21 protein-coding genes and 1 pseudogene are annotated in these 22,223 nt (G+C 37.6%); 8 read left to right on the top strand and 14 right to left on the bottom strand.

Annotated elements, in window-relative coordinates; genetic code table 11:
- Positions 1 to 35 precede the first annotated feature (35 nt).
- Together HC728_RS13370 and HC728_RS13365 are read left to right on the top strand one after the other, a co-directional pair.
- Positions 36 to 1,478, top strand: coding sequence for a DUF1254 domain-containing protein (locus tag HC728_RS13370; RefSeq protein ID WP_190395631.1), 1,443 nt, complete (start codon positions 36 to 38; stop codon positions 1,476 to 1,478).
- Between the two features lie 41 nt (positions 1,479 to 1,519).
- Entirely contained in the window at positions 1,520 to 3,058 is a 1,539-nt protein-coding gene (locus tag HC728_RS13365; RefSeq protein ID WP_190395630.1) for a sulfatase-like hydrolase/transferase, read from the top strand.
- Between the two features lie 67 nt (positions 3,059 to 3,125).
- Here the strand turns inward: HC728_RS13365 and HC728_RS13360 are convergent, their stop codons facing one another.
- The 5 genes from HC728_RS13360 to HC728_RS13340 all read right to left on the bottom strand — a co-directional run bounded on the left by HC728_RS13360 (position 3,126) and on the right by HC728_RS13340 (position 9,769).
- Entirely contained in the window at positions 3,126 to 4,550 is a 1,425-nt protein-coding gene (locus HC728_RS13360; protein ID WP_017019385.1) for a cell wall metabolism sensor histidine kinase WalK, read from the bottom strand.
- Complete coding sequence (locus HC728_RS13355; protein WP_017019384.1) at positions 4,538 to 5,224, bottom strand: response regulator transcription factor; 687 nt, start codon at positions 5,222 to 5,224, stop codon at positions 4,538 to 4,540. The genes HC728_RS13360 and HC728_RS13355 overlap by 13 nt, the downstream gene beginning before the upstream one ends.
- Positions 5,225 to 5,323: 99 nt before the next feature.
- Positions 5,324 to 6,952, bottom strand: coding sequence for a phosphoethanolamine transferase (locus HC728_RS13350; RefSeq protein ID WP_017019383.1), 1,629 nt, complete (start codon positions 6,950 to 6,952; stop codon positions 5,324 to 5,326).
- Between the two features lie 114 nt (positions 6,953 to 7,066).
- Positions 7,067 to 8,302, bottom strand: coding sequence for an OmpP1/FadL family transporter (locus HC728_RS13345; RefSeq protein ID WP_190395629.1), 1,236 nt, complete (start codon positions 8,300 to 8,302; stop codon positions 7,067 to 7,069).
- A gap of 69 nt (positions 8,303 to 8,371) precedes the next feature.
- Complete coding sequence (locus tag HC728_RS13340) at positions 8,372 to 9,769, bottom strand: DUF1254 domain-containing protein (protein WP_190395628.1); 1,398 nt, start codon at positions 9,767 to 9,769, stop codon at positions 8,372 to 8,374.
- A gap of 163 nt (positions 9,770 to 9,932) precedes the next feature.
- Between HC728_RS13340 and HC728_RS13335 the strand changes: the two genes are divergently transcribed.
- Positions 9,933 to 11,102, top strand: a complete 1,170-nt coding sequence (locus HC728_RS13335) for an anaerobic sulfatase maturase (RefSeq protein ID WP_190395627.1) — start codon at positions 9,933 to 9,935, stop codon at positions 11,100 to 11,102.
- A 28-nt stretch (positions 11,103 to 11,130) separates the two neighbouring features.
- Positions 11,131 to 11,295: a hypothetical protein gene (locus HC728_RS13330; RefSeq protein ID WP_238933813.1), complete on the top strand. Its 165-nt coding sequence runs from the start codon at positions 11,131 to 11,133 to the stop codon at positions 11,293 to 11,295.
- On the opposite strand, the gene HC728_RS13325 is transcribed toward HC728_RS13330, so the two are convergent.
- Positions 11,292 to 12,563: an MFS transporter gene (locus HC728_RS13325; RefSeq protein WP_190395626.1), complete on the bottom strand. Its 1,272-nt coding sequence runs from the start codon at positions 12,561 to 12,563 to the stop codon at positions 11,292 to 11,294. The two genes, HC728_RS13330 and HC728_RS13325, sit on opposite strands and share 4 nt — an antisense overlap.
- A 268-nt stretch (positions 12,564 to 12,831) precedes the next feature.
- On the opposite strand from HC728_RS13325, the gene HC728_RS13320 reads away from it, so the two are divergent.
- Both HC728_RS13320 and HC728_RS13315 read left to right on the top strand, forming a co-directional pair.
- A complete protein-coding gene (locus HC728_RS13320) occupies positions 12,832 to 13,770 on the top strand; it encodes a YeiH family protein (protein ID WP_017019378.1) in 939 nt (312 codons plus the stop codon).
- A gap of 154 nt (positions 13,771 to 13,924) precedes the next feature.
- Positions 13,925 to 14,527: a hypothetical protein gene (locus tag HC728_RS13315; RefSeq protein ID WP_190395625.1), complete on the top strand. Its 603-nt coding sequence runs from the start codon at positions 13,925 to 13,927 to the stop codon at positions 14,525 to 14,527.
- A gap of 50 nt (positions 14,528 to 14,577) precedes the next feature.
- Here HC728_RS13315 and HC728_RS13310 read toward each other — a convergent pair whose 3' ends face one another.
- On the bottom strand, positions 14,578 to 14,727 hold the full coding sequence (locus HC728_RS13310) for a hypothetical protein (RefSeq protein ID WP_005422027.1): 150 nt from the start codon (positions 14,725 to 14,727) through the stop codon (positions 14,578 to 14,580).
- 302 nt (positions 14,728 to 15,029) lie between these two features.
- Between HC728_RS13310 and HC728_RS13305 the strand changes: the two are divergent.
- Positions 15,030 to 15,429 (top strand): annotated as a pseudogene (locus HC728_RS13305) (CBS domain-containing protein).
- Between the two features lie 52 nt (positions 15,430 to 15,481).
- Here HC728_RS13305 and HC728_RS13300 read toward each other — a convergent pair.
- A complete protein-coding gene (locus tag HC728_RS13300) occupies positions 15,482 to 16,618 on the bottom strand; it encodes a DUF3103 domain-containing protein (protein WP_155662924.1) in 1,137 nt (378 codons plus the stop codon).
- Positions 16,619 to 16,869: 251 nt separating this feature from the next.
- Between HC728_RS13300 and HC728_RS13295 the strand changes: the two genes are divergently transcribed.
- Complete coding sequence (locus HC728_RS13295; protein ID WP_065598096.1) at positions 16,870 to 17,349, top strand: transcriptional regulator; 480 nt, start codon at positions 16,870 to 16,872, stop codon at positions 17,347 to 17,349.
- 5 nt (positions 17,350 to 17,354) lie between these two features.
- Here HC728_RS13295 and HC728_RS13290 read toward each other — a convergent pair whose 3' ends face one another.
- Genes HC728_RS13290 through HC728_RS13265 form a run of 6 tightly spaced genes read right to left on the bottom strand, consistent with a single transcriptional unit; the run spans position 17,355 to position 22,187 of the window.
- Positions 17,355 to 18,536 (bottom strand): hypothetical protein, encoded by a 1,182-nt coding sequence (locus HC728_RS13290; RefSeq protein ID WP_190395624.1) that lies wholly within the window; start codon positions 18,534 to 18,536, stop codon positions 17,355 to 17,357.
- Positions 18,533 to 19,153: an energy transducer TonB gene (locus tag HC728_RS13285; protein ID WP_065604541.1), complete on the bottom strand. Its 621-nt coding sequence runs from the start codon at positions 19,151 to 19,153 to the stop codon at positions 18,533 to 18,535. Before HC728_RS13285 ends, HC728_RS13290 begins: the two co-directional genes overlap by 4 nt.
- A complete protein-coding gene (locus HC728_RS13280; RefSeq protein WP_011263091.1) occupies positions 19,153 to 19,557 on the bottom strand; it encodes a biopolymer transporter ExbD in 405 nt (134 codons plus the stop codon). The genes HC728_RS13285 and HC728_RS13280 overlap by 1 nt, the downstream gene beginning before the upstream one ends.
- On the bottom strand, positions 19,554 to 20,063 hold the full coding sequence (locus HC728_RS13275) for a MotA/TolQ/ExbB proton channel family protein (protein WP_012534884.1): 510 nt from the start codon (positions 20,061 to 20,063) through the stop codon (positions 19,554 to 19,556). Before HC728_RS13275 ends, HC728_RS13280 begins: the two co-directional genes overlap by 4 nt.
- Positions 20,063 to 21,418, bottom strand: a complete 1,356-nt coding sequence (locus tag HC728_RS13270) for a MotA/TolQ/ExbB proton channel family protein (RefSeq protein WP_190395623.1) — start codon at positions 21,416 to 21,418, stop codon at positions 20,063 to 20,065. Before HC728_RS13270 ends, HC728_RS13275 begins: the two co-directional genes overlap by 1 nt.
- 1 nt (position 21,419) lies before the next feature.
- Positions 21,420 to 22,187 (bottom strand): DUF3450 domain-containing protein, encoded by a 768-nt coding sequence (locus HC728_RS13265; protein ID WP_065622875.1) that lies wholly within the window; start codon positions 22,185 to 22,187, stop codon positions 21,420 to 21,422.
- Between the last annotated feature and the right edge of the window lie 36 nt (positions 22,188 to 22,223).

The following is a 22,223-nucleotide window of genomic DNA, read 5'->3' as shown; positions in this document are numbered from 1 at the left end:
CATAAGATCCCTTTAGTTATATAAAGGAGTTATTTATGTTTAAAAAACGTATTTCTACCATAATCATTTCCACCCTTTTAATGAGTTCTTTAAGCATCAATGCAAAAGAGAAAGAAACTCATCCCCTTTTATCTCCAACAGAACAAATTCAAGAAAACCAAGCGTCTAACTGGCTTGATCAAGAAAGTTATATTTTAGCGACCAATGCTTATTTATGGGGTTCTACTTTAGTTCGCATGGAGCAAATAGCTCGAAAATATACAGATATGTCTCAGCCACAAAATGATACCAGCTATCGAGCGCCATTAAATCACTTTGGTCATGCTCGCAGGCTTCCGACCAATCTAGATACAGATATGCCAACCGCTAACCGTGACACCTTATATTCAAGTGCTGTTGTTGATGTCTCCAATGAACCGATCATATTATCAACACCAGCAGTTAAAGATCGCTACTTTGTAATCGATTTATTTGATATGTGGCACAATCTTTTTAAATACGTAGGAACAAGAGAAACAGGCAAAAATGCACAAGAGATAATGATTGTGCCACCAAATTGGGTTGGAGATATCCCAACAGGCTTAACCGTTATCGAAGCGCCTACTACAAAAATATGGCTATGGGGACGAACTCAAGTATTTGGCGAGAAGGATTACCAGAATGTCCATGATATCCAAAATCAATATACTTTAACGCCATTAAGTAAATATCTAGCCCATGATTCAAGTGATTTTGTATCCCAACCTCTCCCCTCCCGTGTTGGAAAACAAAACGATCCACTTCGCTTCTATGAAGAATTAGGGGCTTATATAAAAGACAATCCTATTGCTGAGCGTCAACAAGCCTTATTAGGTCAATTTAATAAAATTGGTCTAAGTAAAGATGGTTTCGACCGAACAAAGCTGACTTCAAAAATGAAAGTTCAACTTGAAAAAGCCATTAAAGACGGTCAAAAAATAGTTTCAGTTCAAGCATCAAACCCTGTCACTTTAAAAACAAAAGATGGTTGGTTCTATTCATTTGTTTTAGACCAATTTGGTGATGACAATGCACTTCGCTCTCTGGTGGCCCACCCTTATCTTGGTGGCCAAGGAGCAAAAGAAGCTATGTATCCGATCGCTTACACAGATGTAAACAATCAATTTCTTTCAGGTGAGAAAGACTACAGCATACATTTCGATAACCAACCACCCGTTGCTGCTTTTTGGTCAATTACCGTTTATGACGCCCAAACAAAAATGTTAGTTGCTAATGATATTCATCGTTTCAACATTAATGATCAAACCCCTATCCAAAAAAATAGCGACGGTTCTTTCGATCTTGTTCTCTCAAATAAAAAGCCAACAAATCCTAAAGACTTAGCAAACTGGTTGCCAACCCCAAAAGGTAACTTTTATGCCATCACTCGTCTTTATATACCGTCTCAAGAAATCCTTAATATGAAATGGACAGTACCACCAATTCAACCAACAAATTAAACAACACCATATAAATAAATTTTTACTGCAAGGTAATAAATATGAAAACAAAAACGATAGCAAAAACAGCACTAGCTCTTGCCGTTACCTCATTTGGAACTCATGCAGCACAAACTCAACCGAACATTGTAACCATAATGGTTGATGACGTTAGCCCTATGGATATTTCAGCTTACCATCGAGGGTTAGGCGCAATTAACACGCCAAATATTGATCGTATAGCCAAACAAGGCATGATGGTAAGTGATTATTATGCACAAGGAAGCTCTACTGCAGGACGAAGCGCCTTTATTACAGGGCAATATCCATTTAGAACGGGATTAACAACGGTTGGCCAACCAGGCTCTAATATTGGTTTACAAAAAGAAGACCCCACTCTTGCTGACATGCTAAAAGCAAAAGGTTACGACACCATACATGTTGGTAAAAGTCATTTAGGCGATCGCAATAAGTTTTTACCCACGGTTCATGGCTTTGATGAATTTTATGGTTTTCTTTATCACTTAAATGTAATGGAAATGCCAGAGCAACCTAATTTCCCCAAAGACCCTGACTTTATTGGCCGTCCACGAAATATGCTTCACAGCTTTGCCACAGAGAACTACGACAAAACCGTACAACCTCGTTGGGGTGAAATTGGTAAACAGCGTATCGAAGATAAAGGTCCTCTTGGCTCTGAGCGAATGAAAACCATTGATGATGAATACGTTGAGTTCACAACACAATGGTTAGAAAAGCATGAAGCACAAACACCAGATAAGCCTTTTTTCTTGTGGTTTAATCCATCACGTATGCATCAACAAATACACGTAAAAGATGAATATTTAGGAGTCAGTGGTCACACCGAATATTTTGATGCATTAAAAGAGTTAGATGACCAAATAGGTGTATTACTAAATAAATTAGATGCTCTGGGTGAGACAGACAACACCATCATCATGTTTACGTCTGATAACGGCATTAACCTTGATCACTGGCCAATGGCTGGTACCGCCGCTTTTCGTGGTCAAAAAGGAACAACGTGGGATGGAGCATTCCGAGTACCTATGCTGATCAGTTGGCCTGGACATATACCTGAAGGCGAATATACCGATGGATTTATGACATCAGAAGATTGGGTTCCAACCTTAATGGCTGCTGCAACTGGTGATACCAAAATTAAGCAAGAGCTACTAACAGGCAAAGAAATTAATGGAACAAAATACAAGGCTCATTTAGATGGCTATAACCAAATGGACATGCTAACTAAAAAAGGCCCAAGTAAGCGTCATGAATTCTTCTATTACAATGAACAAGATTTGAATGCTATCCGCGTAGACAATTGGAAAGTGCATTTAAAAACTAAAACAGAATGGACTGAACCAGCAAAAGCATGGCCTCTTGGCATTATCTTAGACATAAAAGCGGATCCATGGGAGCGAAGCGTTGATACTAATGGTTGGTTCTTATGGATGAAGGAACGTTCTTGGATAGTCCCTACACTACAGAAAAAGATTGGTGAATATAAAAAATCATTGAAAGCTTTCCCACCACGCCAAAAATCAGGTGGTATTGGAATGTCTGATAATTCTGTGAAATAAATTTGATACTCTAGCCAATCAATAAAAAAGGAGCGTTCATCGCTCCTCTTTTATATTTCATTTTAACTTATTGCTCTTTTGGAATGATGACATTAAATGTAATCACTTGTTCATCTGTATAATCAACAGATAGTTCATAGTTATTTACATGAGCGATATTCTTTACTATCGACAACCCTAACCCATGTCTCCCTGTATGCGTTCTTGATTTATCTACTTGATAAAGAGGCTTAAACAGGTTTTCAAGATGCTCTTCTGTCAATTTTGTTAACGTTCTATTTTGCACTTTTAGTACAAAATGTTCTGCATCGTAATTATCAATTGAAGCCACAATTTCAGAACCTTCTTTACTATAAAATAAGGCATTATCTAATAAGTTTTTGACGACAGTTTCTAGACTAAAACGATCAACATAAATGACTGGTGAAGACAATGTCGAAATAAACGTTAAACGCTTTTCTGCATCTGGGTATTTAAACTCTAAATCAATACTGACTTCTTTAGCAAGATCCCGTATATCAACCTCACTTTTTTCAATATGATAATGGCTCGAAGAACTTTGATTTAACGCCATCAACTGATTCACAATATTCTTCATATTGTTCGCAATCGATAGCACATCTTCTTTATATGTCGCCGAAATCCTTACATCATCGGGAAAACGAATGTTCATTTCACTAAGACTAATTATCTCTGCAATCGGCGTTTTAAGCTCGTGAGCAATATCAGATGAGAGACGTTTTTCATTAGCCACATTTTGAATATTTAATTCAATATATCGATTCAACTCTTTGCGTATGGGTGCTATTTCTTTACTCTCTTTTGGGTTTTCTTTTATCTGCTCAGCATTCGCATCCAGTTCTGATATCTCTTTGTTGAGTATATATAGCGAGTCTAATTCTCTATCCACCACTTTTATTACCACGGTTCTCACACCAAAAATCGCAGTAACAAATACAAACAAAAGTCCCAAGTCAGCAAATAATAATATGTTTGATACACGCTGATTTGAAATCGCAAGAGTCAAGTACATTGTACCAATATAAGTTACATCTTCAGGTTTCACATCATGTGATAATTGAGGCTGAAAGCGCGAAGATATAGCCTTTCCCATACTGCCATCAGGTAATTTTATTGTAAAAATACGGCTATCATGTGTCGCTACATCGCGATAATCAAGATCGATATTTTTGTAATAAGACAAAGATTGAGATTTCGCAAAAGTTTGATCATCTAGCCAAATCTGAAAATATTGCGCGTTTTCTTTACGCTCGAATTGAGGCATAAACCCGTTATGATATTCAAACTCAATGCCATCACTTTCCACTTCAACCAAAGATTTAAAATAATTTGATTTCTCGACTAATGCATCATCAAATTGCTGATCAACCCATGCATCCAAAATAAAATCTAATGACAAAAACACCACTAACAAAATAATGCCAATGATCACGGTTAAGGCGTTAACTAATCGGTCTTTTATTGAGTACATGCGTCTTTTTCCACGTAATAGCCAAACCCTCTTTTATTCTTAACTGGCAACTCTCCACCAAGAATTTTCACTTTTTTGCGCACAGAAGACAGATGCGATTCAATGGTATTTTTTGATAACGAATCAAACGATCCAACCACATAATCACTGATATTTTCAGTGGTCATTACCTGATTTTTAGATAAGAACAAACATTCAATGATTTTGTATTCGTTTTTCGTTAAATCAATGAACTTCGTATCAAATTCCAAGGTTTTCTTTGCAAGATCAAGCTTAAATAAACCAATACTTATATCATCATCGCTATTTTTCACCTGTCCTCTTCTTCCTACCGTTAGTATTCGAGCATGAAGTTCATCAAAAGAGAAAGGCTTTACAAGGTAATCATCGGCTCCAGACATCAAACCTTCAACACGATCTTCTGGTTGTGATTTTGCTGATAAGATAATCACTTTTACATCATTACCCATTTTACGAATGCTTTTTAGAAGCGTAATACCATCCACATTGGGTAGCATAAGATCTAAGATAATAAAGTCATAATCATTGGTGATCGCCATCGATAACCCTTTTGAGCCATCACCTGTTTCATCAACAGTAAAACCTAAATTGCTTAATCCGACAATCAAACTTCGGCGTAAATGTTCTGAATCTTCAATCAACAATATCTTCATCGTTCTTATCACCTTATATTTTTATAAGCAGATAATAACAAAAATAGGCTAACCATTCTCATGATTAGCCTATTTCTCTTCTATGTAAGCCCGTTTTAATTAATTCGCCATAATATCTAACGCATTATCTTTAGCTTTTGTTGTTACGCCATATAAGCCCAAAATGGTATGGAATAAATTATCATGTGAATAATCACCCGTTGCAGAATTATCGATTACCGCCGCTTTATCAATGCCTTTTTGGTTTGCGTAATCATCGCTCATCCAGATATACCATGGCACATGAGTTTGCTCTTTAGGCGCCATCATATAAGGTGCACCATGGAGGTAAAGTCCATTCTCACCTAGTGACTCTCCATGGTCAGAAATATAAAGCATAACTACATTGTATTTATCTGAATAGCTTTGTAATTTTTTAACCGTTTGAGCAATAACATAATCGGTATAAACCAAGGTATTATCATATACATTCGTTATTTCCGCATCACTGCAATTCTCAATGTCACTACGGTTACATGCGGGACCAAACACTGCCATCTCTTTTGGATAACGCTTCCAGTAGGTAGGGCCATGACTTCCAATCATATGCAGAGCATACACTTGGTTACCTTGTGTCTCTGCAATTCGTTTATCCAACCCTTTTAATAAAATTTCATCATAGCAGCTCGAACCATTACATAAGTTGGACTCTGAATGATCCGTAATCATCTCTTTTTCGATATTTTTTGCTACGGCCTTATCGCCCCCATCGTTATCAATCCATACTGCTTTCACACCAGCGTGAGTTAATACGTCTAATGCATTATCTTGATTATTCGCACGATCTTTATTGTAACTCGTTCGTGTCATATTAGAGAACATACAAGGCAATGAGTGCGCTGTTGCTGTTCCACAAGAAGTCACATTCTGGAAGGTAATTAACCCAAGATCTTTTGTATATGGGTTGGTTTCTCTTTCATAACCGTTATAAGCACTGTTCTGTGCACGAGCCGTTTCACCAACTAAAATAACCATTAACGTTGGTTTGCCATTTTTAGCAGGGGTGACAACGGCGTCTTCTCCAATCGTGATGTACTCTAAAGGTGCAGTCAGGTATTCATTTTTAATGTATTTAACGGTATTAAATGCATCAGCGGGGTTAATCATTTTATTTAAGTATGAATTATTACGACCAATCGATGCGTAATCTTTAAAATAAAAAACTGAGATTAAAAGTAAACCAACAATCGCAACACTCATTAGTATCGCACGATGAAAAAGCTCTTTTAACCAAGAGGCATGACGCACAATATTCACTTTCAATAATAAAATCGATGGAATAAGTCCAAACACAATTAAGTAACCAATGGATGCTGAGCTTAAATACGACGAGGCTTCATCTACATTAGTTTCAAAAATGTTTTCTATCATTGCGTAATCAAACATGGTGTTATATTGAAGAGCTGCATAAAAAGCCATAGCAGACGTTACGGTCAATACAACGACAATACCTTTAAACACATAGGGAAAAGCAATAAAGGAAAAGATAATAATAAAAGCACAAGTAAGCAGTGCCGGCGTTAAAAAGAGAAAAACCTCTTGCCCTTGTGATAGTTGATAAATTTTTTCATTAATTGGATAGTTAAAAACCACAGCAAAATAAAGTGAAACTATCGTAATAAGTGACACCATATTCATCGATATTTTATGGTTTTTAATTTTTGAGATCAGATTAGACAAAACAAGCATACCTTTAGCACCTTAAGAATGAGACGAGTGTCACATATCAAACTTAAGATTTACTGAAGATAAACTTATGGTTTACTGTTTTTTCATTAATTTGGTTAATAACTATGACGCTAGTTAGTTAAACATCATATTAATAGTGATACCCAAAAATTGATTCACATTATCAAACTGACCATTCATGCCGTTATTATTTATTTCTGGCTCACCATAATCAACATAGCTATAGTAGGTAGTTAAGCTTATATCTTTATCCCACTGATAAGTTGCTCCCATACTATATCGGTGCTGAGCATCAACAGGCAAATCTGCACCTTGATATTCAGGGTGCTCTAATGGTGACGTCGCATAGCCAATACCTGACTCTAGACGCAAACGCGATGTTAATTGATAACGAGCTCCTAATGCAGCACTCCATACATCATCAAAGTTGCGTTCTATTTGGGATATACGATTCCCATTATTAATCGAAATCATTGTAGAATCATTATCACTCCATTGTTCAAAACCTAAACTCCATACCAAACTCAATGGATTAGTCAGTTGATGCAAACCAGATACTTCAATTTGACGAGGATTTAAAACATTTAACCCTGCTTGACCAGACATAGCCGGAATGCGTTTATCAACTGCTCCTGGAATTGGACCCGGAATAGGCACCGATACAGTCATAGCATTACTATTAAATGATCCCGTGAGGTCATGATTCATTCGAGAACGATACGATATACCGAACCGATTATACTCATCAAGTTGATACATTAACCCTAGATTATAACCAAGTGTCCAGCTGTCAGTTTCAAGACTACCTTGTCCATATAGTAAGGTTTCTTCAAAACTTGCATAATCAATTTGAAGTCCTGCACCAATCGATAGTTGCTGATTAATTTGATAAGAAATACTAGGATTAAACTGTATAACAGATAAACGAAGATCATTTAAATTACGTGCGCCAGCATAAGATGCCCCATAATCTAATGCGCTTCCTCCTTGTGCTGAAACACTCATTCCCAAATGCATTTCATCATTCAGCTGATGCACATAATATAAAGAACCATAGGGTTGAACACCGCCAGCATTATCACTGTCTTTGCTAGAATCACTAGCATCATGGTAATAGATGTCTAGGTCCATTATTGCGGCATTAACACTTAACGCATCCCCATCAATATAGCTCATACCTGCAGGGTTGGAATAAGCAACAGAAGCATTTTCAGCTAACGCAGCACTACCCGCTCCTGCTGTACCTACTGTCATTTTACTCATTTCTTGTACTAACGTTCCTGCGGCATTAGCTTGAAAAGCAAGCAATAAAACAGAACTTAAAAAAGTTAAAGAATAAGAAGTTTTCATAATTAACCCTTATAGCTAACAAAAAAAGAGCACCTTAAAAACAAGGCACTCTTAAATCTAAATAGTGATTTATTGCTTAATAACTTGAGGTAAAGCGTAAGCATTATCTAATACAGCTTGAGTTGGTTCGTACAAACGCATGTGTAAATAAAAATCATCTTTTGGCGCAGGAAGCCAATTGCAGTTCGTATCTGTGGGCTTATTATTTTGAATACATACCGTTAATGATCCATCTTTATTATAAATAAGCTCGTCTTCTCGATTTGTTGATATTGAATAGCGATCAATGCTATTTGGAACCATAAACAGATTTTTCGCATCATACATAGTTAAAGACCAAAAAGCCTTAGCAGGAGCATCTGCCGGCATGGTCATGCGGTATTTATTTTGTCCAGATAACTGCTGATCATCCGAATCCGTATAACGATTTGGGTATAAGGCGCGTTCTTTCGTATTTAAACCTGCAGCCCGAAAATTAATGCTAGCACGACTCAAGAAATCATTACCGTAGCGCCCTCCCTCGTACATCATTGCCCAGCCGTTATTTTTCGTCCCTAAATCACGACTTGCATATTGAATAATTTGTGGGGCAGCATTAAGTGCTCGCATCAATCCTTTTTTCTGATCTTCTGTTAGTTTATCAGGATCAAACGGCTCCTCTCCTCCGATACCAATATATTTAAATTGATCGACAATTGAGGCATCTGATGCAATTGGATTATTGCGCAGCTCTTTATCAATCAAACTAAACCACCCTAAACCTTTTGGTTGAGGAACTGGAGAAATACCTGTTTTTGCATGAGTTAACTTAACCGGTTTATGCTCTTGTCCCAGTTCAGATAAAGGATAATTAATAAATCCATCGTGAACATTAAGTGCTGCCGTCAAGTCTTTATTTCCTGAAACCCCAGTTCGCTGAATGTACCAAACTAAAGGCGTTCTCGATTCAATAATGCCATCAATACCATCAGGAATTCCCCCTTCGATTCCTTTCCATCCTTTATTTACCAATAAGAATTTCCCACCTTCTTTACCCACGTTATCTTCTATTAAATTACCTACGGCTTCTGAGTAATCATCTAATAATTGCACTATAAAATAGCGATTATTTGTTGGCGGGATTTCAATAACTAATGGACCAGTATCATTTAAATTAATATGAGATTGAGAGTACAAGGTATCATTATTAACAGTTGGAACGACTCTGTCTTCAGGCCCTGCGAGAGCCAGTGTCTTCCCCATCATGTTCAATGGTGCTGCTCCATTGTCCATTGGTGCATCTACATTCGTCGACGCGGCTCTAACTTGTGCTACGGTTAATGGGCCAGCACCATAAATAAAGGCTTGCAGCCCTAAGGTATAAGCTAATTCTTCTTGAGGATTAATTGGCGTTAATTGTGCTGCGAATACAGCTGTACTGCTTAATAAACTGCTCGTAATTACCGTTGCTATGAGTGCCTTTTTCATAGTAGAACCTCTATTTATAAATATAACTCCAGACTAGCGACTCTAAATAAAGAAGAACAATTGAAAGAATGAATACCCTCTATTAAAAAATGCAATTCGACTATATAGGAGGAATTCATTAAATTAATAAGTGTCAGCAATGATCATTTAATGAGGCACAATAATGACAGAACAGTTAGCAACTACATCATCAACACCATATGGTTTATTTATTAAAGCTGAAAGTGCGAGATGCAACCTAGATTGTCATTACTGTTATTATTTGAAAAATGAAGATAAAAACAAACCAGGAATGGACACAGAAACACTAGATAAACTGGTTTCTAATCATATTCAATCTCAACCACCACAAATACCTGTTATTGATTTTATTTGGCATGGTGGAGAGCCTATGATGAAAGGGTTAGCGTTTTATCAAATTGCGATAGAGCTTCAACAAGCACATCAATCGACAACGCCAATCCAAAACACAATTCAAACCAATGGCACCCTCATTAATGAACGCTGGGCAGCCTTCTTTGCCCAACATCATTTTATGGTCGGGATCAGTATTGATGGGCCACAGCTCATTAATGACATTGCGCGTATAGACAAATCTGGTCACTCTTCTTTTGAGCGAACCATCCGTGGCATGCGACACTTAAAAGATCACCATGTAGAGTTCAATACTCTTACAGTCATCAATAACAAAAGTTACAAACATGGCAAAGCCATTTATCGATTTTTAAAAGAGAATGGCAGCACTTATCTACAATTTCAGCCATGTATTGATCACGAAATGGATCGTCGCTTTGATTACGATTGGACACTATCAGGTAAACAATGGGGGCAATTTCTGTGTGATGTATTTGATGAATGGGCAGCCAATGATATTGGTAAAACCTATGTGCAATTTTTTGAAAACTGCTTAATGATCTTAATGGGTAATCAAAGCCAAATGTGCCACCATGCAGAAACTTGCGGCCAACAATTGATGATAGAATCTAACGGTGACGTTTTTAGTTGTGATCATTACGCCTATAACAACTATAGAATAGGTAATATCAATGATAATAATGCCTCTTTAGCACAGATGGTTAACTCACCAGAGCAAATGCTATTTGGGCAAAATAAACACGATTCGTTGAATCAAAAGTGTTTTCGTTGTGATTTTAAACCCTTGTGTAATGGTGGGTGCCCTAAAAATAGAGTAGATAAAACCAATAATGGTGAAGATCACAATGTATTATGTGAAGGCTACGAAATATTCTTTAAACACGCTCTGCCTGTAATGTTAAAAATGGTTGATGCGATGAAGCAAGGCTATTCACCAGTCCATTACCCTATGTTTTAAAAAACTATTAATGAATAAAGTGGAATAAATGGAGGCTAGATGTATAAAAAGGACTTTAGAAGACCATTTTTGGATAAGAAATTCAGAGAAACCATCGCTATTTATCTGTAAGCGTGAAGCATTACCTCAGTTTTCAGGCTCTGGTCATAGTGCGGTGATGACGTACCTTTCGACTAAATCAACACCAAACTAATTACTTGGTATTTCCTTCTCCGCCCACTTATATAACCCAATCATTAACACAGAAAGAACAAAACAAGCAATAAACAGAGGAGTCGCACCACCAAGTTGAATAAGCACTCCGCCAACGAGGGGAGCAAGTGCAAACCCTAGCCCGTAGATCGCGGCGGCACCAAAATAACTACCTCGTAAATGTTTAGGCGCTAATTGATCTATTTGTACATTTAAGGTTGGAAAAGCAATCACCTCTCCCACACTTAAAATAAAGCACGCCATTAGCCAGCCTGCTGGGAAATCAACTGGCACCATTAAAAAACCAATTTGAGCTAACGCCATCATTACCATACCAATTCGAGTACGTGTAAATAATGGAACATTCTCAAGCAGCTTTAACATTGGAAACTGTAATACAACAATCGTCAGTGTATTCACTAACACCAAGCCACTTATAAACTTAGCAGCATCGACAATATCGGTACGCACAATAACTTGAGGGATCGAAGATTCATACTGACCATAGACAAACATCATAATTAAATTTGCGGCAATCAATTTAATAAATAGCTTGTCTTCACTTATGATCCGAACGGTTGAGAAAAAGGACGTTACATCACTTATGCTTTTAGACAGTAATGTTTCGCTATTACTTTTAGCAAAAGAGATAAACAAAAAGAGGCCAAACGCTAAATAAGTAATCCCTGTGACTAAGAACAATACTTTTGGATGAGCTAAACCTAAAGTAATACCGATTAGAGGGCCAATTGCCCCACCTACATTAATCAAAAAATAACGAATATTAAGCGCGAGCTCCCTGTCTTTGTCATCATCTAAGTTATCTCCAATCACCGCCTTTGCAGGAGCTTCTATCATTGGTCGCATTAAGCCACACATACCGACTAAAACAAATAACTGAAAAATAGAAGTCGCAATACCAATTCCTGAATAGGAAAACGCAGCAATAATACAGCCTACAACCATGACCCATTTACGACCAAATTTATCAGATAGCCAACCTGAATATAGTCCCGTAAATGAACCTACTACTGCCGAGCCAGCTAAAATTGCCCCTACCGTTACTGCGCTGGCATTAAAATCTTGATATAAGATAACAATGAGAAATGGCCAAGCCATAAAATAAGTAGTTCGGGCAAGGAGAGTTCCAACCAATACTGTCCAGATAATATGATTAAAACGAGAAAGACGGCCCCATTGCAGTACACTGCTATTTTCTTCTGCTTTTTCTCTTCCGCTATTTCCATCTGCTGTTTTTGTCTCTTCCATACACCCTCCCTGGGATCTGCTACCTAGCCATTTTTATTATTTTTCTTTGTTTAAAAAGTATACCGATTAAGAGAAAATTTATAAGAGTATAAATATCTTAAGTTTATTGAATTTTTTGACAAATCCAGAGTAATTAACTTAAATAGAAACGTTTAGTAAAACCCGCACTATCGTTAAGGATTTTTTAACTTAACATACGGATTAATTAAACTTACTAAGTAAATAAAAAGTGATATCTTGCAGCAATCTATGTCTAAAGATAAATCGTATGACTTTTAATAAACAACACTTATTACATTACTCTCCTTTTTATATCGCAGCACTACTTACTCTTACACCTTGGATTAGCTCTCCTACCGCATTAGTTATGGGCTTTGCTCTTGCCAGTTTCGGATTCGTTCCAACCAATTTTGCTCTGGGCAAAGTCACAAAAAAACTATTGGCTTACTCTATCGTTGGGCTCGGGTTTGGCATTCAACTTAATGAAGCCATTGAAGCAACATCAAATGGCATCGGTATTATTTTAGCCACTATTACAGGCACTCTGATTTTAGGTTGGTTATTAGCAAAACAGATGAAATTAGATAAAGTTACGGGACACCTAATCGCATCAGGTACAGCTATTTGTGGTGGCAGCGCCATTGCTGCTGTCGCTCCTGCGATCAATGCGGATGAAGAGGCGACAGGTCTTGCTCTTGCAACCGTATTTGTTCTTAACTCTATTGCGCTTTTCATCTTTCCTGTTATTGGTCATGCATTAGAATTAAGCCAGCATACTTTCGGTACATGGGCGGCAATCGCTATTCATGACACTTCTTCAGTTGTAGGGGCAGCGTCCGCTTATGGTGAAGAAGCACTTAAAACAGCCACCACATTAAAATTGGCTCGTGCTTTATGGATTGTACCTGTTGCTCTAATCAGTGCATTATTATTTAGAAGCAATAGCAAGAAGATCACTATTCCTTATTTCATTGTTTTTTATTGTTTAGCCATACTGATAAGCGATAACCTGCCACAATTTGATGTCGTTTATAATGGTATTTTTGATGTATCGAAAAAGCTGTTGGTTTTATGCTTATTCTTTATTGGATGTGGCATTTCAATCGAAAAAATTAAAGCGGCTGGCGCAAAACCCCTTATTTTTGGTGTCACACTTTGGGTAATAATTTCAACTACCTCATTGTTTTATATTATGAATTATGCGTAACCACAATTTTAAGGTATACCCGCCCGTTGTTATGGAATCCTATTTTTTATAAATAGATACATATCTATACTCAATAGCCTCTTATACTAACAAACCGTTCGTTATTTGAGAGGCTGTTATGCTTTTTTCCTACTCAAAGTCCAAAGAGATCAAAATGATCCAAAGAGGACTGCTTCAATTCTTTATTCAATGCATTGTTGTCGCCATTGCCTATCTTGTTATTCGTACTGACATTATCACATTAAAAGATGGGGTAAGTGAGCAGTCACTGACTGAATATTACCAACAATTTTTACTTTTAATTGTTATCTTATCAGTCAGTTACATCGCAAAAATAAATCCTAAGGCACGTTCATTTGCTATCTTAGTCGTCGGTTTTTTCAGTTGCATGTTCATTAGAGAATGCGATGGTGTACTTGATAAGGTTTACCATGGATTTTGGCTTGTACCTGCACTCGTCGTCACCTTTGTGTGTATCTTCTTTGCCCTAAAAGATAAACAGGGCTTACTTTCTACATCAGCAAGATTCTTTGATAGCCGTTACTTCTACACAATGAGTTGTGCGTTAGTTGTGGTTCTGGTTTTTTCTCGCTTAGTTGGTATGAATCACTTATGGCAAATTCTGCTACAAGGTGAATATATTCGAACGGTTAAGAATCTAGCGGAAGAAGGGACGGAATTACTCGGATATTCTTTATTAGCATACAGCGCATTAGGTTTTGGGTATCAAGTGCGAAAAATACAAGTATCAGAATAATAAAAAAAGCTAATTGATAGGGGGAGATTCAATTAGCTTTTACTTAAAATTTATTCACTCAAGGCTTCTGTTTTTTTAATAAAATAACTCAACATACGTATGATATCAGCCTTGCTAATATCTTTAGCTACCAATGCTAATTCAAGGTCTTTTTTCATCACTTTCACTAGCACTTGCTTTTCTAAGTCATATTTATTCATCAATTACTGCCTCAAAATTGGTTTAGAACGATTATAAATACCTGCCAGGATTGGGGGGATAGCATCTGAAATTTAGTTCATATCCTATATGCCTAATTCCCTTCAATTTATAGAACAGACACTTACTTTGATTATCTCTACCATTTCTTATGAATAACTAACCACTTCAAAATAAACGTAAAGCGAATGACATAAAAACGACATAAATTTGAAATACTATATACATTACTAATTGATCTTGAGGATACACTTAAAATTATTCATCAAGGTGCAACGTTAATTAAAGATGTAGTAGAAAAGTCATGAATAGAATGAAAGTCGAAAACGTTATGTCCAATACTTACGTTATTGTTGATGGACTAATGACAGTCGCCGAAGGCGATCTTATTAGCTAAACAAAAACAAGTAAAAGAACTCATAATAAAAAAACGACACGATGATGATGAGTACGGGATCGTATTATTGAGCGATATTGCCAAAAAAGTGCTCATGCAAAACCGCTCTGCAGAGAGAATCAATATTTATGAAATCATGACAAAACCTGTGCTTTCTGTCTCACCCGATATGAACATAAAATATTGCGCTCGCCTATTTGAGCGTTTTGAAATCAGTCGTGCCCCTGTGATCAGACACGGAGAAATAATTGGAATGGTAAGTTACAACAATATTGTACTTAATGAGATGACAGGGTTTGGATATTAAATAAGTGACTTAAAGAACTAAACCTTTAAGTCACTCTTATTAAAGTAAGATGCTATTGAGTTTTTTGAATAATTAACGGTGCGAAATCTGCAGTTGCGTTGTTTCCAGCGCCTGAGTGTTCCGTGTATTCAGTGTCTTTCATTATGGTGTAAAACACATCAACAAAATCGTCATCGTTAACGAATAAATCATCAGGAAGTAACGCGATAATTGCACTCGTCATTTGAGGAATAATCAAATACGCTTGCGCTTCCTTATCAGGAATTGTAGCTAAGAAATCACTTGCTGCTTTTAAGATAGTTTGCGCTAACTGCTTATAATCCGTTTTATCATCTTGTTCCATTAGAATAATATCAGCAGCCCCCCAACGATAGCGATCCCAAAAAACCATGATCTGATTAGCAGGATATGATTGCTCTGCGTAATCTAAGTATGGCATTTCAATCACATCAATTGTTGGCTCGTCTCTTGAAGGACTGACGCCAGATACAATTGCGTATATTTCAGCCTTACCAGAGATCCAAGGTTCATGATCATCTTTTAACTGAATTTTTTTTAAGATAGTAGTATTAATTTCAGTTGGTTCCGCAGCAGATCTTAACATCGCATAAGCCGCAGGCTTCACCTTTTCACTTGGTTCACTAGATTGCAGTGCTTTAAACTCATCACGCATTAACGCTAAACCAGCTTTTAGTTCTTCACGGTTATTAGTATCAACCACTAATACTGGACGTTCTGGAACATCGTAAACATCTAAATAATGAAGATTGCCATCAATATCATAAGCCTCAATGTATTGCCATTCGCTCTCAGCCCCTTCTGGTTCAAAGGCAAATAATGGACTTTGACCTGCTTGCCAACGAGCTAACATACTTGGATCAGCTAAGCGCAATTCAAGCAATTCATCGGTATATTTTTCTAAACCACGAGCTTGGATCTCAGTTTTATTTGCTGTTGTCATTGCAGCCATAAAAGTGCGAACTTGTGGTTGAGGTTTAGTTTGAGTTGATAAATCAGATAATGATGCACTCATTTGATACTGATTAATTGTACTTTTTAAATTGTTTTCTAATTGTGGAAAAGCACGGCTTAACTCTTGTGCCAAAGCACGCTTAGACACATCATCTTGTGCCGCAGCCATAGCAGGAGTTATCAAGCAAAATACGAGTAGCGCTGTTAATTTGTTCATACAGCATTCCTTATTTATAGTTATTGTATTGAGTTTGAATCCATTCAAATTTGTCCTTACCCCAACCATACCAAAAATGAGACAAAATTAAAGTCAATACTCTAATTTATCTTTCAAACATCAAGAGTCAAAAATGAGACAGTGTTTTTCGATGGGATGAACTGTTATTTACTACGATTGATATTAACTTGGCAATTTGTACAAAAGTAGACCAGACTATTTTGTAGGTGCAGATAAAATGAGGCGATATAATGACATTAACTTCGTGGCTAGCTTCAATTTCAGACTGGTATCAAGCAAAGCACGATAGGTCGCTTGATTCACTTGAACAATTGGTTTATTCGGCGCCAACATCCATTTGGGGGCCAGAATTAACCGATAATCAAAGTAAAGCGATTGCTTGCTGGCTAGATGGATGCCTACGAGTTTTTGAGCATGCTAAGTATCATAATATTGCAAAAGCATTTCAAACATTACAATACATCAGCTCAAAGTTAGAAATGGCCGCCTTTAACTCTGCAGCAGATATTGAGATCAAAGATTGGTGTATTAAACGACTACAGCACATTACTGTATTAAGTTTAGAGTTCTGTAACCAACAACATGATCAACCCACATGGAATAACGAAGCTAATACATTAATTGAAAATCACGTTAAATTAATGGCAAGTGTGGCTTGGAATGAAAAACAGACACCTTCAAATATTCACACTTCAAACTCACTTCATTAATTGTATTAACCCTTAATCTGCCTCATTTGAGACAAATATTGTATCCACCCTTTTGCTTCATTAGATGGCTTAAACTCATTAGCTCTTTTAGCATTAACAAGCGCTAATTCCAGTTGATTTAACTTATAGTAAGCGCGAGTTTTAGCTAATGCTACATCATCGGTTTTATTGTAATCCTTTACTTTATCAAGACTTTTTAGCCCTTGTTGATAATACCCTTCTTGAATCTGAAGCTGAGCAACTTGCCAATAATATTGACCATCAAACTGCGCGGCTTTTTGCCAAACTGCAATCGCTTTATCCCACTCTTTTGCGGCCTGCCAGTAACTTGCTTGCGTAATTATTATTTCTTTATCTGTTTCATAATCCGCTAATTGCGCCATCACTTGTGCCGCTTTTTCAGGAATGCCACGTTGTGCATATAACTGCGCTAATATTTTCAATTCAGATTGGCTTAACACAATACCTTGACGCTGTGCTAACACCAAGGTATCCAGCGCATTATTTGGTTGATTCAATTGCAACTGAATACTTGATAATTGCTGCCACCACCCCGCCTGCTCAGGCTCTAATTCAATCAAGGCGGTTAACGTTGGTATCGCTGATTTCCAATATTTACGTTGTAATTGCGCACCAAGCTTCAAAACCAACAATTGTCTTTTGTCTTGTTTTTTATGAATTTTCGCTACTTTTTGATGATTATTTAATGCAGATAACACCTTATCCCACTGTGAGATTTGATAATGTGTTTGAGCAATCCGAAACCATAAGTCCCCTATTTTTTGATTTTCGGGTACTGTTTTCGTTAATTGGTAGTAATGAGGTAATGCCTCTTTAAACCGTTGTTCTGTTAATAATAAATCCGCTAACATGCGCTGTGTTACCCACGCTTGTTCATCAACGAGTTGCTGGCTGTTAACTGCAGTTGAAAGGTATTTTACCGCCGCTTTACTGTTCCCATTTTGCCAATGAAAAACACCTAACATTCGCTGCACATAGGCTTTATCATAAGGCTGTGATGGTGAGAGCTCAGTGAGAACATCAATAGCTTTCACTATTTTATCTTGTTGCTGCAATTGAATTGCGCGCTGTACTTTTGCCGCATTATATTGGGTTAGTTGCTGCGCTTGAGCAAATCCACTGAACATCAAAACAACGCTAAAAAGAAGGAAGATAAATTTCATCATTTTGCTAATGTAAACTCCAATTTCACGGTTTGTCCGATTTGAGCAATGGTTTTACCATCAATCACTTTTGGCTGATATTTCCATTTTTTCAACGCCTTAACCGCTTCTCTTTCAAACATTCTACGTGGTTTTGCGTCCGTTACTTTTACGTCAGTAGGACGACCTTGTTCATCAATCGTAAACGACATAACAACAAAGCCCTCAGCTCCTCTTTTCATCGCTTTAGAAGGATAACGAGGTTCAACACGATACAATGGCATAGCTTGCTGATTACCCGTAAAGTCCGCAAAATTTGGCGCACTAATAGCTAAACCAGAAATACTTGAGTCCAACCCAATCAGTGGCATTGGACTCTGTGGTGCCGCCATTGACGTTTGAGTTTGAGCTGCCATTGGGGTCGCTTGTGGTGGAGGCTCTGGTGTATCTGGCTTTTCAGGCACACGGCGTTGGCGACGCTGTACATCTTGTTCTTGCTCTGTCATCACCATGTCAAAACGAACCGTTTCACTGCTTTCAGGCTTATCTTGAATACCGTTGTCTACCATCCACGCCATGAATGTGAATATGCCAAACGTCATGGATATCGCGATTGGTAAAGCTAAAAATAAACGCCACATCAGCCTTTCTCCGCAGCTAAAGCGATACCTTTAACACCAGCACCTTTCGCTGCATCCATCACTTTAATAACCGTACCGTTATACGCATGTTCATCCGCTTGAATAACTAATGATGCTTCTGGCTGTTCAAGTAATAAATGCTCTAAGGTTGCTTGCACTCGTTCAGCATCTACCATGCGTTTATCAATAAAAATATCGTTTGATGCAGTGATAGCCACAAATATACCCGCGTCTTTTTGGCTTGATACATTGCTAGCTTGAGGACGATTAACTTCTACGCCAGATTCACGTACAAATGAACTCGTAACAATAAAAAAGATCAACATAATAAAGACGATATCTAACATTGACGTTAAATCGATTTGTGCTTCTTCTTGATGTGAAGAACGACGGCCAAGTCTCATGACTGACTCCTTAATGCTTTTTCTAATTGGTGCTCTTTACGACGACAAATTTTAGCGAGACGAGCATGAACAAACATCCCCGCCAAGGCTGCAACCATTCCCGCCATCGTTGGCAATGTCGCTAATGAAATACCTGATGCCATTAATTTAGGTTGGCTACTTCCTTGATTTGCCATGACGTCAAACACAGAGATCATTCCAGTAACCGTACCTAACAAACCTAACATAGGGCATATTGCCACTAATACCTTAATGAAATTCAAATATTGATTTAGTTGCAGATGAGCTTCGCTGATCCACCCATCTCTAATGGTCTTGGCATACCAAGATTCATGATCATTGCGCTGCTGCCATTGCTCAACCCATAATTTTCGTTGTATTGGAAAACTAAACGATATAAAAAAAATTCGCTCGATAACCAATAACCAACACAATGCAACCACTGCGGCCAACCACCATAAAATGGGGCCGCCTTGAGCCATAAAATGTGAAAGAAAAGCCGTCATTACGCTGCCATATCCATTGCATTAGGCTGCACTGCTTTTTCAGCTTGTTCTGCAACTAGCCCTAGACCTTGTTTTTCAAGAATAGTGCGAATGCTTTCAGCTTGTGAGCTTAAAATATTATGCGTAAGTAATAGTGGCATTGCCGCAACTAAACCTAAAACCGTAGTAACTAGCGCCATCGAAATACCACCCGCCATCACTTTTGGATCACCATTACCAAACTGTGTAATCACTTGGAATGTTTCGATCATGCCAGTAACTGTACCTAAAAGTCCTAACATTGGAGCCAAAGCTGCTAATAGTTTAAGCATAGACAACCCTTTTTCTAACCCTTGCTGCTCATCAACGATGGTTTCTAATAGACGTAATTCTAATGCTTCAACTGAACGTTGTTTTTCTGCATCGTAAACGGCAAGCACACGACCTAATGGATTCTGACCAAGCTCTTGTGGCTGTTTTAATTGCTTTCTAATTTGTTGGCGAATAACAAACAATCTCACGCCATTAAATAATGAAATAATCAATCCAATCAGCAATAAGCCAATAATGATTTTACCAACCACGCCACCCGCTTGAAGACGCTCTTTCATTGTTGGCGTATTCGCTAATTGTTCTAGCATGATACCGCGTGAAGGATCACTTGCCATCATGATGACATGTTTGCTTGGCATCTCAGATAAGATCGTCGTTGTCGGTGTCAGTTTTGGCTGTTGAGCGTAATAAGTCGCAACTTGCTTTTTATTGTCCCACTGCAAAAAACCACCTTCACCAACCAGTGCCATATTACCTAAGCGATAAGCATTGATAGATTGACGATGGCCAGAACCATTAATCATGGTAACTGTCGTTAACTCTAGCTCTGAACTAGCATTAACTTGCTGAGCCATGGTTTGCCATAACCCCGTTAGTTGCGTCATAGATGGCAAAGATTTCGCTGCAACGATATCAGCAATTAACTGATTATATTTATTATTTTCAGATCCTGACATCGAGTTTTTTAACTCTGCATTCACGTCTTTTGCAGTCTGTCTTACCACACCGAACAGTTCACCTAAGCTGCCTGTTTCTAAGTGCAGTTGCTGCTCTAATGTTGCGAGTGTTTTTTCATTTTTGCTGAAGGTAGCACTTAATTGATCGCTTTCTTTTTGCAGCTTTTTACGCTCCGCAATCAACGCGTTTCTTTGAGCTTTTAAGCTTTGTTCTGTTTGTTTAAAACCAGACTCTCGTTGTGCATCATGTTGCTTTTGTACATGACTTGCTTGTTTTGTCTCTTTCAACAATTCAGTGTTTGCTGTCGCCGTATTAATCGAAAGACCAAGCAGTGAAATAGCTAAAATCAGTGGCTTAATTGTCATGTTATTTCACCTCTTTTAGTGATAAAGATACAGGCAGAGTCAATAAACTTGGAGCAACTTGCTTATAAGCAACTGAATAGGCTTTTGCTAAATCATCATTAAATTCAGCGTCCAGCGCCTCCCATTGGTTGGTGTACGTATTCCAACTCCAATATTGAGAAGCATCAAGGCGACGAGCAAGTAAAGATACGCGTCCTAAATGCAGCATATCAGCATCAATTTGTTCATTATCTTCAACAATGATCTGCGTTTGGTATGTACCTAGCTTTGTGCCGTAATCCATTTCGATCTGATAGGCTTCAAGAAGTCGGCGATATTTTTCTGCATCACTCACATCCGCTCTTGTCATCATATGTTCAAGCTTTGCAATACGATGTAAACGCTCTTCTGTTTTAATTGGCTTATCTTGTTCAACTAATGTCGTTAAACCAGATAGCATCTTATACATTAAAGGAACAACGCCTTGTCTGGTCTCTTTAATGGTGTCAATTTGGTCATTTAAACTTACCATCTCTTGCTGTTGACTATTCACTAAACCCGTTAAGTGATCACGATACACAGCCAAGTTTTTCACTTCTTCTTGAAGCTGCTCAATTTCAGCTTTATAAGCTAATGTCGCTTCTGCACTTTTATCGATTTTTTGCTGGCTTATCGCTGAAGAAGTATTTGATTTATTTTCAATTACTCGTGCTTGATCAAGTGCAGTAGCCTGAGCGGTTGTGATCACGGTTGCTAATGCAATACCGATACTGGTTTTTAGAATATTCATATTTATCAATTTCTTAACTGTTTGTTTTTAAGAACA

Origin of the sequence: Aliivibrio sp. S10_S31 (genome assembly GCF_014694495.1) — a bacterium.
In the GTDB taxonomy this organism is placed as follows: domain Bacteria; phylum Pseudomonadota; class Gammaproteobacteria; order Enterobacterales; family Vibrionaceae; genus Aliivibrio; species Aliivibrio fischeri.
The sequence above is the reverse complement of the archived record's forward strand: the minus strand, read 5'-3'. Positions and strand labels throughout refer to the sequence as shown.